Raw genomic sequence first — 13017 nt, 5'->3', positions numbered from 1 at the left:
GATGGTCAGTTCCGAAAACGTTGAGGCTTGAATGGTTCGATATCGATTGCAGGCTTCGCGCCGGTGATCAGATCGCGGATGAGGCGTGCCGTCGCTGCAGATTGCGTGAGCCCCAGATGGCCGTGGCCGAAGCCGTAGAAAACATTGCCGCCAGATGAGGCCCGTCCGATGACCGGCAGAGAGTCCGGAATGGACGGACGATAGCCCATCCACTCGCGTCCGCCTTCGGTCTTGAGACCCGGCAGGAAGCGGGAGGCCTTGGTCAACATAGCTTTGGAGCGCGCATAATTTGGCGGCAGATCAAGCCCGCCGAATTCAACCGCGCCGCCGACGCGTAAGCCTGTCGCCATCGGCGTGATGACAAAACCATGGCTTGGGAAGGTGAGCTGCCGCTTCACATCGAAAGCACCGACCGGCAGCGTGGTGTTGTAACCGCGCTCGGTATCAAGCGGCACGACATCGCCAAAGCCCTTGGCGAATTCCCGCGAAAAGGCGCCCGTCATCACGATGAGGTTCTTCGCGCTGATTTCCGTGCCGTCTTCAAGACGCACGCGCGCGCCGCCATCAGCCGGTTGCGCGCTCGTCACCTTCGCTTTCGAGAAGCGCGCACCGAGGCGCTCCGCATGGGCCCAGATGGCCTGTCCGAACAGTTTCGGATCGCTGACATTCTTCCAGCCGGGCACGAAAGTCCCCGCCACAATGCGCGGGCTTAGGCCCGGCTGCAATTCGGCCAGTCGCGCGCCGTGGACATGCTCGTGCGCAATGCCAGCCTTCTCGCGAATTTCCCAGCTTGGCAACGCGGCAGTCAGTTCCGCTTCGGATTCATAAAGCTCCAGATTGCCGTCTTCCCGCAAGCGGTCGCGCAGACCGGCCCGGTCGATCAGGGCCAGCATCTCGCTTTCCGCAAGCCGCATGATATTTGCCTGTGTGACAGCGGTTTTCTCCAGCGCCCCGGCGCTGCTGGCGCGCCAGAAACGATAAAGCCACGGCACCATTTTCGGAAAATAGGACGGGCGGATCGAAAACGGCCCTAGCGGATCCATCAGCCAGCCCGGCACCTTGCGCATGACGCCCTTGGACGCCATCGGCAGAATATCCGAAAAAGCAAGCGCCGCCGCGTTGCCCGAACTGGTTTCCTCGCAGATGCCCGTGCGATCGATGACGAGGACATTTCGTCCGGCCTCGGCAAGCAAGGCTGCCGTCGCAGAACCGACAATGCCGCCGCCGATGATAACAATATCCTGCTGACCCATTTTCTGTTGATTTTTGGGATCAGATTTCATTCTTTTTGCGGCTCCCCACCGATGCAGATCGAGGCGTCATCACGAATGGAGCCCCTGCCTTTGTCAATACCGGGTTCCCGGTAACTGATTTCGTATTCGCTATCGATCCCTGCCCGGCACGACGCTGGTTCGAAATCAGGCTAACTTTGAAATTGGGAAAATCCCCCGTCCAACAAATTTTCGGAATAACACTATGCTCAAACCCGGTAGTGCGAGGACGGGTGCGGCAAGGCTATTACCTTGGTCGATATTGATATATCAGAGATATATTTGTAGGATCGTTTCCTGTCAATTGCCATCATAGAAGACACTGGACCACATGACACAGACGAGCCTCCGCGAACGGTCGATCAAGAGCGCCACCGGCAAATCGATCCCCGCCATTGATAGCCTGGGCGGCGAAAGCCTTGCCGAGCAAGCCTATCAGACGCTGGAACGCATGGTCGTCACGCTTGAGCTGGAGCCGGGAGCTGTGGTCAATGAACGCACGCTCATTGAGCTGACGGGCATGGGCCGCACGCCGCTGCGTGAAGCCATTCAGCGGCTTGCCTGGGAAGGGCTGATGGAGGTTCGCCCCCGTTCCGGCATTGCGATCACGCCCATCGACCCCAAGGATTTCGCCAAGGTTCTCGATGCCCGCGAAGGCGTCGAGCGTGTGCTGGCGCGCGATGCCGCCCGTTTCGGCAGCCCGCGTGACTATCAGCGGCTGGAAGCGGCAGCGGCCGCCATGCGGCAGGCAATTCCCAATGAAGATGTGCAATCATTTCTTGATGCCGACAAGGCTTTCGACATCGTGCTTGGCTCGGCGGCCAATAATCCTTATGCGACCCGTCTCGCGGCCCCGCTTCAGACGCATAGTCGCCGGTTCTGGTTCCGTTTGCGGCCCTCGGCCAGCATCACCGGTTCAGCGAATGCCCATGCGGCGCTCATTGAGGCCATCGTGTCACGCGAACCGGAACGCGCCAGCAATACGGCAAGTGAACTGATGGAATATCTGCGCACGCTTGCCCCTGACCTAGTGGTCTGATTCCAACATTTGCATCCCTCGGTTCACGCGCTGAGCAAATGTTGGAATCAAAAAGACCACTAGCAAGTATATGTATCTAGTGGATTTTTCGAATTTGACGTTTGAGACGGAATCGTGGAACCGCTCTATTTATTTGTTTTTAAGCATTATCCTACGTATCGAAGCGGGAGCAGAAATCAGTCCAGTGGACTGATTTCCCCGCGTAGGCGCTACGCACTTTTGCTGGAAATGCTCTGGCGGCTCAACGCAAAACAACATTTCTTCGCGTGCGCTCGGTCGCCACGTCGAACGAAGTCGATGCATTGGTGTCGAAAACCATGCCGTCATCCGTATTCACATCGTTGAGCGCCAGCGCATAGGAATGGCGGGTACCGTGGCGCATATCTTTGGCCTGCACCGAAACGATGGAAAGAATAGCCATGAGGCCCACAAGGGTCTGAGTCGAATAACGCATTTCCGGCGCTCCCGGCAGCCAACCTGAAAATTGTGGGTGCAGTGAACGCTGCACTGGCGACCGAAAAATGGCACAAGTAGACCAGCTTAAGGGCAGATTTACACAAAACCGTGAGCAAACGAAAAAGCCGGAACGCTAGCCCCGGCTGGTTGTCGTGCGAAGAGAGCGACGCTCAATGTGTCTTGTTCATTGATTCCGACATTTTGCGCAACACATTCAGCGCCACGCTCAATTCCTCGTCGGTCACGCCTTCAAGCAGGTCTTCACGCACATCACCGGCAAGCTTTTCGACCTGCTCGGCCAGAATCTTGCCCTCTTCGGTCATCACCACCCGCTTGGCGCGGCGATCACCCTCGACCGTCTGGCGCTCGATGAATGACTGGCGTTCCAGGCCATCGAGAAGACGAACCATGGTCGCATTCTCGATCTCCAGCGTTTCGGCCAGCTCCTTTTGATAAAGACCTTCCTGCTCGATCAATGCCAGTAGCGTGCGCGCGCGCGCCAGTGTCAGGCCCCGCTCTTTTACCCTGGCGTCAAAAACGGTGCGAAGCCTGCGGTTGACCTTCGCCATGGCATCAATCATTTCTGCTCTGAGATCTGCGGTGCTCATATCCGATGCCTTATATATTAGTAAACTAACGATTGTGTTTCTGGATAAATGGCCCACGGTTCATTTTCAATGGCCGCACGCAAAACTCACGCAAGCGTGAAGTTTAAACCCGCTGAAGGTAGGTTGTGCGAGAATAAGATCTTCGCGAGCGACTGAATTAAAGAACCGAAGTAACGGGTAGTATGAATAAATTTTAAATAAGAAAAATATACACGAACAATAAAACCAAAAAAGAAAAGCGGACCAGAGTCCGCTTTCCCAAATATATGTGAATTTTCTACCGTATCAGCCCGGTATAACCGCGCCCTGCAGCGTCATCAGCTGGTGCAGGAAGATTTCGGCCTTGGTGCGATGCTCCGGCGAAGTCGCATCATCGAGCGCCTTACGGGCTTCATCGATGCGGCGCGTAATGTCCGACGGCTCAATGGCGTCGACATGCGTTGCGGATTCGGCCAGCACGGTGCAGCTCTGCGGGGTAATATCGGCAAAACCGCCGAAAACCACATAAGAGTCAGACTTGCCGTCGGCAAGCTTCACCGAAACGACTCCCGGCATGATCGTCGACATCAGCGGCGAATGACCGGCGAGAGCCGTCAGATAGCCTTCGCTACCCGGAATGACGACTTCCGTCACCTGCGCGGAAAGCAGGAGGCGTTCAGGCGACACGAGTTCGAATTGGAAAGCTTGAGCCATGGTTCTCACTTAAATTTCCTGAGCGTGATCTCGAAACTGGAAACCGGTTTGCGAAAAGATCGTGCTCAAACAAATGAACAGGTCGTCTCGGTGGGCCTTTCGGCCCACCGGGAAACTCAATTCATCAAGCGGCTTCAGCAGCCAGCTTCTTCGCCTTTTCGATCGCTTCTTCAATCGAGCCGACCATGTAGAAGGCCGGTTCTGGAAGATGATCGTATTCACCTGCGCAAAGGCCCTTGAAGCCCTTGATGGTGTCTTCGAGCGCGACAAGCTTGCCTGGCGAACCGGTGAAGACTTCAGCAACGAAGAACGGCTGCGACAGGAAGCGTTCGATCTTACGAGCGCGCGCAACGGTCAGCTTGTCGTCTTCCGACAGTTCGTCCATGCCGAGGATGGCGATGATGTCCTGAAGAGCCTTGTAGCGCTGCAGAATCGCCTGCACCTGACGGGCAACGGCGTAGTGTTCTTCACCAACGATCATCGGGTCGAGCATACGCGACGTGGATTCCAGCGGATCCACAGCCGGGTAAATACCCTTTTCAGCGATCGAACGGTTCAGCGTGGTGGTCGCGTCCAAGTGAGCGAACGACGTAGCCGGTGCAGGATCGGTCAAATCGTCGGCAGGAACGTAAATTGCCTGAACCGAGGTAATCGAACCCTTGGTCGTCGTGGTGATGCGTTCCTGCATCGCGCCCATGTCGGTTGCCAGCGTCGGCTGATAACCCACAGCGGAAGGAATACGGCCGAGAAGAGCCGAAAGTTCCGAACCAGCCTGCGTGAAGCGGAAGATGTTGTCCACGAAGAACAGAACGTCCTGGCCCTTGTCACGGAAGTTTTCAGCAACCGTCAGACCCGAAAGGGCAACGCGAGCGCGCGCACCCGGAGGCTCGTTCATCTGACCGTAAACGAGTGCGGCCTTGGAGCCTTCACCGCCACCGAGCTTGTTGACGCCCGATTCGATCATTTCGTGGTAAAGATCGTTACCTTCACGGGTACGTTCACCAACGCCCGCGAATACCGAGTAACCACCGTGCGCCTTGGCGACGTTGTTGATCAATTCCATGATGAGAACGGTCTTGCCGACGCCGGCGCCGCCGAACAGACCAATCTTACCACCCTTGGCGTAAGGAGCGAGAAGGTCGACGACCTTGATGCCCGTTACCAGGATTTCAGCTTCGGTCGACTGTTCAATATACTCAGGAGCCTCCTGGTGAATCGCGCGGCGCGCAGTGGTCTTGATCGGACCAGCTTCGTCAACCGGCTCGCCGATGACGTTCATGATGCGGCCAAGCGTTTCTTCACCAACCGGAACCATGATCGGGTTGCCGGTGTCGCGCACTTCGTGACCGCGAACCAGACCTTCGGTCGAGTCCATGGCGATGGTGCGAACGGTGTTTTCGCCCAGATGCTGCGCAACTTCGAGAACCAGGCGGTTGCCCAGATTGTCGGTTTCCAGAGCGTTGAGGATCAGCGGCAGCTGACCGTCTTCGAACTGTACGTCGACAACAGCGCCGATGACCTGAGTGATCTTGCCAACTGCACCGGTCGCTGCAGCCTTGGGAGCTGCTGGCGTCTTGGCGGCAGCCGCCTTAGCTGGTGTAGCCTTGGCTGGAGACTTCTTCGCCGCTGCCGGCTTTGCTTCGGCCGCGGCGGTAGTTTTCGGGGTCGCTGCTTTTGCCATCGATCCTTACCTTCCGTTAGCATGGTCCCGAAAAGTTGCAGACTTCCCGGATAGACCATGCGGTAAACCCTAGAGCGCTTCCGCGCCCGAAATGATTTCGATCAGTTCCTTGGTGATCTGAGCCTGACGCTGACGGTTATACGTGATCGACAATTTGTTGATCATGTCACCGGCATTACGCGTCGCATTGTCCATGGCGCTCATCTTCGCGCCCATTTCGCCCGCCACATTTTCCAACAGTGCGCGGAAAATCTGGACCGAAATGTTGCGTGGGATCAGCGTGCTCAGGATCGCCGCAGGATCAGGTTCGTACTCATAAATCGCATCGCCTGCAGCGTCCGCCTGCGCAACATCGCCAGCCGAAGCCGGAATGATCTGCTGCGCAGTCGGGATCTGTGCAATCACCGACTTGAATTCGGAATAGAACAGGGTGCAGACATCAAATGCGCCTTGTTCAAACAGCTCGATCACCTTGTGGCCGATCTGGTCGGCATGCACAAAAGCGAGCTGCTTGACTTCGCGCAAATTGACGTGGTCGATGATCAGAGAGGCAAATTCACGACGCAGAATATCTGCGCCCTTCTTGCCGACCGTGATGATCTTGACCGTCTTGCCTTCAGCGAGGAGCTTGCGGGTATGATCGCGCGCCAGGCGTGCGATTTGGCTGTTGAAACCGCCGCAAAGGCCACGTTCTGCAGTGCAGACGACGAGCAGATGCACGTCGTCCTTACCTGTACCGGCCATCAATGCCGGTGCATCTTCGCCGCTGACATTCTGCGCGATATTAGCGAGAACGGCGCCCATGCGCTGCGAGTAAGGCCGAGCGGCCTCCGCAGCTTCCTGGGCACGGCGCAGCTTCGCCGCGGCGACCATCTGCATCGCCTTGGTGATTTTCTGCGTCGCCTTGACCGAGGCGATACGGTTTCTCAGATCCTTTAGTGAAGGCATCCGTTCATCCCGTCACAAAATTCAAGCGAAAGACTTGGCGAACGCGTCGACCGCTGCCTTGAGCTTTGCTTTGATGTCGTCGGTGAGTGCCTTCTGATCGCGGATCGCATCCAGCACATCCTTGTGCTCGGTGCGCAACGAAGAAAGAAGACCTGCTTCGAACTTGCCAACCTGGTTGACGGCGATCTTGTCGAGATAGCCATTCACACCGGCATAAATCACAGCAACCTGTTCTTCCGTCTTGAGCGGCGAGAACTGCGGCTGCTTGAGAAGCTCGGTCAGACGCGCGCCACGGTTCAGCAAACGCTGGGTCGAGGCATCGAGATCCGAACCGAACTGTGCGAAGGCGGCCATTTCACGATACTGGGCGAGCTCGCCCTTGATCGAACCGGCAACCTGCTTCATGGCCTTGACCTGAGCCGAAGAACCAACGCGCGAAACCGACAGACCGACGTTAACAGCCGGACGGATACCCTGATAGAACAGGTTGGTTTCGAGGAAGATCTGGCCGTCGGTGATGGAGATCACGTTGGTCGGAATGAAGGCCGAAACGTCGTTGCCCTGCGTTTCGATGACCGGCAGAGCCGTCAGCGAGCCAGCGCCGTTTTCGTCGTTGAGCTTTGCAGCGCGTTCGAGAAGACGGGAGTGCAGATAGAAAACGTCGCCCGGATAAGCTTCACGGCCCGGAGGACGACGAAGCAGAAGGGACATCTGACGGTAAGCAACGGCCTGCTTGGACAGATCGTCGTAACCGATGAGAGCGTGCTGACCGTTGTCACGGAAGTATTCGCCCATTGCGCAACCTGCGAACGGAGCGAGGTACTGCATCGGAGCCGGATCGGAAGCGGTAGCAGCGATAACGATCGAATATTCGAGTGCGCCGCGCTCTTCGAGAACCTTGACGAACTGAGCAACAGTCGAACGCTTCTGGCCGATAGCAACGTAAACGCAATAAAGCTTTTCGCTGTCCGGGCCGTTGTCGTGGATCGGCTTCTGGTTCAGGAAGGTGTCGAGAATGATGGCGGTCTTGCCGGTCTGACGGTCACCGATGACCAGCTCGCGCTGACCACGACCAACCGGGATCAGAGCGTCAACAGCCTTGAGGCCGGTCGACATTGGCTCATGAACCGACTTGCGCGGGATGATGCCCGGTGCCTTGACGTCGACGCGGCGACGCTCGGTAGCAACGATTGGGCCCTTGCCGTCGATCGGATTGCCGAGAGCGTCGACAACGCGGCCGAGCAGACCCGGACCAACAGGCACGTCAACGATGGCGCCGGTACGCTTGACGACGTCGCCTTCCTTGATGTCACGGTCGGCACCGAAGATAACGACACCAACATTGTCGTTTTCAAGGTTGAGCGCCATGCCGCGAATGCCGCCGGGGAATTCGACCATTTCACCAGCCTGAACATTGTCCAGACCATAGACGCGAGCAATACCGTCGCCGACGGACAGAACCTGACCGACTTCGGAGACCTCAGCCTCCTTGCCGAAGTTCTTGATTTGCTCTTTCAGGATAGCGGAAATTTCCGCAGCGCGGATGTCCATCAGCCGACCTCTTTCAGTGCAAGCTTGAGAGAAGATAGTTTGGTGCGAAGGGACGTGTCGATCTGACGCGAACCCATCTTGACGATAAGACCGCCGAGGATCGACGGATCGACGGTGACGTTAATCGTCACGTCCTTGCCGGCCACGCTCTTCAGCGTTGCCTTCAATTCGTTTTCCTGCGCAGCGGTCAGCGCATGCGCGGAAGTGACATCGGCGGAAACTTCTCCGCGATGTTCAGCAGCAATCTTGTGGAATGCGGCGATGATGCCCGGCAGGGCGAAAAGGCGGCGGTTCGCTGCGACGACGCGCAGGAGATTTCCTACCAGACCCTTGATGCCCGCCTTGTCGGCAATGGCGCCGATCGCATGGAGCTGGTCTTCCGAAGAAAATACCGGACTGGAGATCAGACGCTTGAGGTCCTCGCTTCCGCTCAGAAGCGCCTCGAAACGAACAAGATCTTTCTCCACAGCAGCAACGGACTTGGCTTCGAGCGCCAGCTCGAAAAGCGATCCGGCGTAACGCTGTGCCACACCTGAAATGAGCGAAGACGTTTCAGCCACGAACAACCTGCTCTCTACGTTGAAACCATCCTTTTGGGGCCCAATGTTGCTCAGGACGCCAAGCCGATGATTTTATTGAATGTTTCCGGAAAACCACTGACGCGCGAGCACGTCAACACCGAAATGTGATTGCCGTCTAGCATAGACGAACCGGACTCGCAACACGCGAATCCCGCACTTTTGTGTAAGTTTTGTCGCGTTTTCCGATCAAAAAAGTCGCAGGGTTAACCGATGAAGCCAAAAGCGTAGAGCAATGGCCCGGCGGCCAGAAGGAATTCTACAATTCCTGCCAACCAGTTATAGATCGTGCCGCCGCCGCGTCCGACATTATCGGACATCATCGAGATGAAGCGCCCGAACAGGGCGAAGCCCCACGCCGCCCCCAGAACAACCCACAAGAAGGGTTGTGCAAAAATGAGGCAGCCAAGCCCCAGACCGAGATATGGACCGGCCAGCACGGCGCGGATGGAACTGAACGCTTCCGGTCGCGCATTGACCGGCTGCAACCGCAACAGCTTCATGGTGATGCCGGGCGCAAACAGCATGACGATGCCCGCAAAGGCCGTCACGGCTGCCGAGCTCCAGGCGAGCCATTCGCCGGTCGTGGTGGGAAGATAGAATTCCATCGCGATCACCCCTCAATTTGAACAGCACGGCTATAAACCAGTTTTGCCCAAACGAAAACCGATCGCACGGCATGAACGCACATCAATGGAGCCAGTCCTCAGCGCGACAGCGAACCGCGCATCCCGATGATACGCGCCAGAATCGACCGGATGAAGAGGATGGCCACGGCACCGATCACCCAGATGATCGCAAGTGCTGGCGCAAGCAAACTCTGCAGCAATTCAATACCTGAACCGGCTATCTGGTCCAGTTTGGTCGTATCCAGCAGCGCTGTTACTTCCGAGCCGATCAGGCTTTTTCCGGTCTCGGCCAGAACCGCTCCGTTGCCGCTGATCCAGACGATCACAGCATCCGAGATGGAATAGGCAAACCACATTAACAATGTCCAGACCACCAGCCCAAAAAGGGCGACCAGCCAGAATCCGGGACCATTCTTCGCTGATGATTGCGCGGGTTGGGAAGGGGTATATTTCATTGGTCTCAAGCCTCATTGGAACCTTGAAAGCCAGTCTGCATCCTCTAGCGACTAGAGAAGCAAACCCCTATTTCTTGCATGAACGTCGATAGTTGCCCAACCTTACAAAAAGCTTTGCGGGTCGATGTCAACCTGCACCCGGATTGAGCCTCGCTCCTTGGGTGATGCAGCCAGCAAAGCACGGATAAAGGATTGAATATCCGCGCGTTTTGTCCCGTGGATCAATATTCGGAAGCGGTGCCTGCCGCGCACCAGCGCCAGCGGCGCTTCAGCGGGACCGAGTACGGAAACCTCCGAAGAGGACGGCGCGGCGCGGCGAAGCGCGCGCGCATGGTTTTCCGCATCCGGGCGGTTATCGGCCGAGATGATCAGCGCAGCAAGCCGTCCGAATGGTGGCAGAGCGCTGCGCTCCCGCTCCTCGATTTCGCGGGCATAAAAGGCTTCCGCATCGCCGCTGACAATGGCGCGCATCACCGGATGATCCGGCTGATAGGTCTGGATCAAACCGAGGCTCTTGCGACCCGTACGGCCCGCACGGCCCGTCACCTGATTGAGAAGCTGGAACGTGCGTTCGGCGGCGCGCGGGTCGCCATTGGCCAGCCCCAGATCGCCATCCACCACACCTACCAGCGTCATATTGGGAAAATTGTGCCCCTTCGCGACGAGCTGCGTGCCGATGACGATATCCGCCTCGCCCTTCGCAATGGCGTCGAGTTCCAGACGCAGCCGCTTCACGCCGCCCGCCATATCAGACGAAAGCACTATGATTCGCGCTTCGTTGAACGTCGCGGCAACTTCCTCCGCGATCCGTTCCACGCCGGGGCCACAGGCGACCAGATGATCGAGCGTGCCGCATTCGGGACAGGCTTCCGGCGTCGGCTCATGATAACCGCACTGATGGCACATCAGCTGGCCGCGAAAGCGATGCTCGACCAGCCAGCTTGAACATTGCGGGCACTGAAAGCGGTGACCGCACACCCGGCACAATGTCAGCGGCGCATAGCCGCGACGGTTGAGGAACAGCAGGGCCTGTTCGCCGCGCGCGACGGTCTTGCCGACCGCTTCGGTGAGTGCGGGCGACAGAAAGCGTCCCGGCGGCGGCGGTGACCGCCGCATGTCGATGGTTTTAAGATCGGGGAGTGCGGCTTCCGCATAGCGCCCGTAAAGCTTGATCTGCTTGTAGCGGCCCTGATCCGCATTGACCTGACTTTCAATGGAGGGTGTCGCCGAAGCCAGCACCACCGGGAAACCGCCAATATGGCCGCGCACGACGGCCATATCGCGGGCATTGTAGAAAACCCGGTCTTCCTGTTTGTAAGCCGGATCATGTTCTTCATCGACCACGATCAGCCCCAGTTCCTTGAAGGGCAGAAACAGCGCCGAACGGGCGCCCGCAACCACCCGTACCGTGCCTTCCGTGACCTGACGCCAGACGCGCTCGCGGGTGCGGGGCGCAAGGTCTGAATGCCATTCGGCGGGCTTGGCACCGAAACGATCATGAAAGCGGTCGAGAAACTGCTGTGTCAGCGCGATTTCGGGCAGGAGAATCAGCACCTGCTTGCCCTGATCGAGCGCCTTGGCGACAGCTTCGAAATAAACTTCGGTCTTGCCTGATCCCGTCACGCCATCGAGGAGGGAAACGGAAAAACAATCCGCCGCGACGGAATCAGAAAGCATTTCGGCAGCTGCCTGCTGGTCTTCCGAGAGCGTGGCGCGGGCATAATCCGTGTCGGGCTTCGCCACTACGGCGGGCGGTGGCAGCATCACTTCATCAAAGACGCCCTGCGCCTTCAATCCCTCTACGACCGTTGCCGAAACGCCCGCCGCATGGGCGAGACCCGACCGGGTCCAGGCAAGCCCGTCGCGGGCAAGCTCCATCACGCGGGCGCGCGCGTCGGTCATGCGCTCCGGTTCACCGCCGGAATAACGCAGGCCCGGCACAGACGGCTCGGGGTCGAAGGCGGCAGGCACGCGCAAAACCATACGCGCCACCATGCCGGGCGGCGAAAGCGTGTAATCCGCAGCCCAGCGCATGAAGCGGAGCATCTCGCCATCCACCGGCGGACAATCGAACACTTCGGAAATCGCTCTGAGCTTTTTGGCGTCGACCGCATCGGTTTCGCCCTCACAGACGATGCCCGCGACTTCACGCGGTCCGAGCGGGACGCGCACGATCGACCCGGGCTGGACGTTCATGCCCTCCGGGACCATATAAGAATAAGGCCGTTCTGCTGGCATAGGCACCAGCACGGGAACCACGCGCGGCGTGAAGCCCGGCAGCGCGTCCGAAAACAGGCCCAGAACAGGGTTAGCAATATCGTGCGAATCTTTCGACATGATCGCGTGACCTTGGCGCGGCTTTGCGCTAAAGAAAAGCCACCTTCCGGGACTTAAACGGATTTAGCTCCCAAAACCACCCGCGCTCACTATGGAGGAACGCTGTTATGAAGTTTTTCGTGGACACTGCGGACGTCAAGGAAATCCGCGAACTGAACGACCTTGGACTGGTCGATGGCGTGACCACCAACCCATCCCTCATCCTGAAGTCGGGTCGCAATATCGAGGAAGTTACCAAGGAAATCTGCTCCTTCGTCAAGGGTCCGGTTTCTGCCGAAGTTGCCGCGACCGAATATGAGCAGATGATGAAGGAAGCTGCCCACATCGCCAAATATGCAGATAATATCTGCATCAAGCTGCCCGTAACCTTCGACGGACTGAAGGCCTGTAAGGCTCTGTCTTCCGATGGCCACAAGGTCAATATGACGCTCTGCTTCTCGGCCAATCAGGCGCTTCTTGCAGCCAAGGCTGGCGCGACCTTCATTTCGCCGTTCATCGGTCGTCTCGACGATATGGCTATCAACGGCATGGAACTGATTGCGGAAATCCGCACGATCTATGACAATTACGATTTCCGCACCGAAATTCTTGCCGCTTCGGTTCGCACCGTCAATCACGTCAAGGAAGCAGCGCTGATCGGTGCCGATGTCGTGACCGCGCCTGCGGCAACGCTCAAGGCGCTCGTCAAGCATCCGCTGACCGACAAGGGCCTCGAAACCTTCCTCGCCGATTGGGCGAAGACCGGTCAGAAGATCGCTTAATCAGCGATTT

The 13017-nt window shown here is 57.8% G+C and carries 13 protein-coding genes; 2 read left to right on the top strand and 11 right to left on the bottom strand.

The annotated features are described in order from the left end of the window. Nucleotides 1-5: 5 nt before the first annotated feature. Entirely contained in the window at nucleotides 6-1283 is a 1278-nt protein-coding gene (locus QLQ11_RS10230) for an FAD-binding oxidoreductase (RefSeq protein WP_109369811.1), read from the bottom strand. A 319-nt stretch (nucleotides 1284-1602) separates the two neighbouring features. Here QLQ11_RS10230 and QLQ11_RS10225 point away from each other — a divergent pair, with 319 nt between their 5' ends. After that, nucleotides 1603-2310, top strand: a complete 708-nt coding sequence (locus QLQ11_RS10225) for a GntR family transcriptional regulator (RefSeq protein WP_371835871.1) — start codon at nucleotides 1603-1605, stop codon at nucleotides 2308-2310. Between the two features lie 241 nt (nucleotides 2311-2551). Here QLQ11_RS10225 and QLQ11_RS10220 read toward each other — a convergent pair whose 3' ends face one another. The 10 genes from QLQ11_RS10220 to QLQ11_RS10175 form a co-directional block, all read right to left on the bottom strand. After that, nucleotides 2552-2764 (bottom strand): hypothetical protein, encoded by a 213-nt coding sequence (locus QLQ11_RS10220; protein WP_109369814.1) that lies wholly within the window; start codon nucleotides 2762-2764, stop codon nucleotides 2552-2554. 172 nt (nucleotides 2765-2936) lie between these two features. Next, nucleotides 2937-3374 carry a MarR family winged helix-turn-helix transcriptional regulator gene (locus QLQ11_RS10215; RefSeq protein WP_109369815.1) on the bottom strand — a complete coding sequence of 146 codons (438 nt, stop codon included), beginning with the start codon at nucleotides 3372-3374 and terminating at the stop codon, nucleotides 2937-2939. A 285-nt stretch (nucleotides 3375-3659) separates the two neighbouring features. Continuing rightward, a complete protein-coding gene (locus QLQ11_RS10210) occupies nucleotides 3660-4067 on the bottom strand; it encodes a F0F1 ATP synthase subunit epsilon (RefSeq protein WP_078339547.1) in 408 nt (135 codons plus the stop codon). 124 nt (nucleotides 4068-4191) lie between these two features. Continuing rightward, a complete protein-coding gene (atpD, locus tag QLQ11_RS10205) occupies nucleotides 4192-5748 on the bottom strand; it encodes a F0F1 ATP synthase subunit beta (RefSeq protein ID WP_283735953.1) in 1557 nt (518 codons plus the stop codon). A 69-nt stretch (nucleotides 5749-5817) separates the two neighbouring features. Next, nucleotides 5818-6696 carry a F0F1 ATP synthase subunit gamma gene (locus QLQ11_RS10200; RefSeq protein WP_109369817.1) on the bottom strand — a complete coding sequence of 293 codons (879 nt, stop codon included), beginning with the start codon at nucleotides 6694-6696 and terminating at the stop codon, nucleotides 5818-5820. 21 nt (nucleotides 6697-6717) lie between these two features. After that, nucleotides 6718-8247: a F0F1 ATP synthase subunit alpha gene (gene atpA / locus QLQ11_RS10195; protein WP_124915895.1), complete on the bottom strand. Its 1530-nt coding sequence runs from the start codon at nucleotides 8245-8247 to the stop codon at nucleotides 6718-6720. Continuing rightward, complete coding sequence (locus QLQ11_RS10190) at nucleotides 8247-8807, bottom strand: F0F1 ATP synthase subunit delta (RefSeq protein ID WP_109370319.1); 561 nt, start codon at nucleotides 8805-8807, stop codon at nucleotides 8247-8249. The genes atpA and QLQ11_RS10190 overlap by 1 nt, the downstream gene beginning before the upstream one ends. 224 nt (nucleotides 8808-9031) lie before the next feature. After that, complete coding sequence (locus tag QLQ11_RS10185; protein WP_109369818.1) at nucleotides 9032-9433, bottom strand: DUF4345 domain-containing protein; 402 nt, start codon at nucleotides 9431-9433, stop codon at nucleotides 9032-9034. 98 nt (nucleotides 9434-9531) lie between these two features. Next, the gene (locus QLQ11_RS10180; protein WP_124915896.1) at nucleotides 9532-9909 is read right to left on the bottom strand and encodes a hypothetical protein; all 378 of its coding nucleotides are present in this window, start codon (nucleotides 9907-9909) and stop codon (nucleotides 9532-9534) included. Nucleotides 9910-10011: 102 nt separating this feature from the next. Beyond that, nucleotides 10012-12246: a primosomal protein N' gene (locus QLQ11_RS10175; protein ID WP_371835870.1), complete on the bottom strand. Its 2235-nt coding sequence runs from the start codon at nucleotides 12244-12246 to the stop codon at nucleotides 10012-10014. 107 nt (nucleotides 12247-12353) lie between these two features. On the opposite strand from QLQ11_RS10175, the gene fsa reads away from it, so the two are divergent. Then, complete coding sequence (fsa, locus tag QLQ11_RS10170; RefSeq protein WP_109369821.1) at nucleotides 12354-13007, top strand: fructose-6-phosphate aldolase; 654 nt, start codon at nucleotides 12354-12356, stop codon at nucleotides 13005-13007. Nucleotides 13008-13017: the final 10 nt, after the last annotated feature.

The sequence above is a fragment of the Ochrobactrum sp. SSR genome (assembly GCF_030067775.1).
In the GTDB taxonomy this organism is placed as follows: domain Bacteria; phylum Pseudomonadota; class Alphaproteobacteria; order Rhizobiales; family Rhizobiaceae; genus Brucella; species Brucella teleogrylli.
The sequence above is the reverse complement of the archived record's forward strand: the minus strand, read 5'-3'. Positions and strand labels throughout refer to the sequence as shown.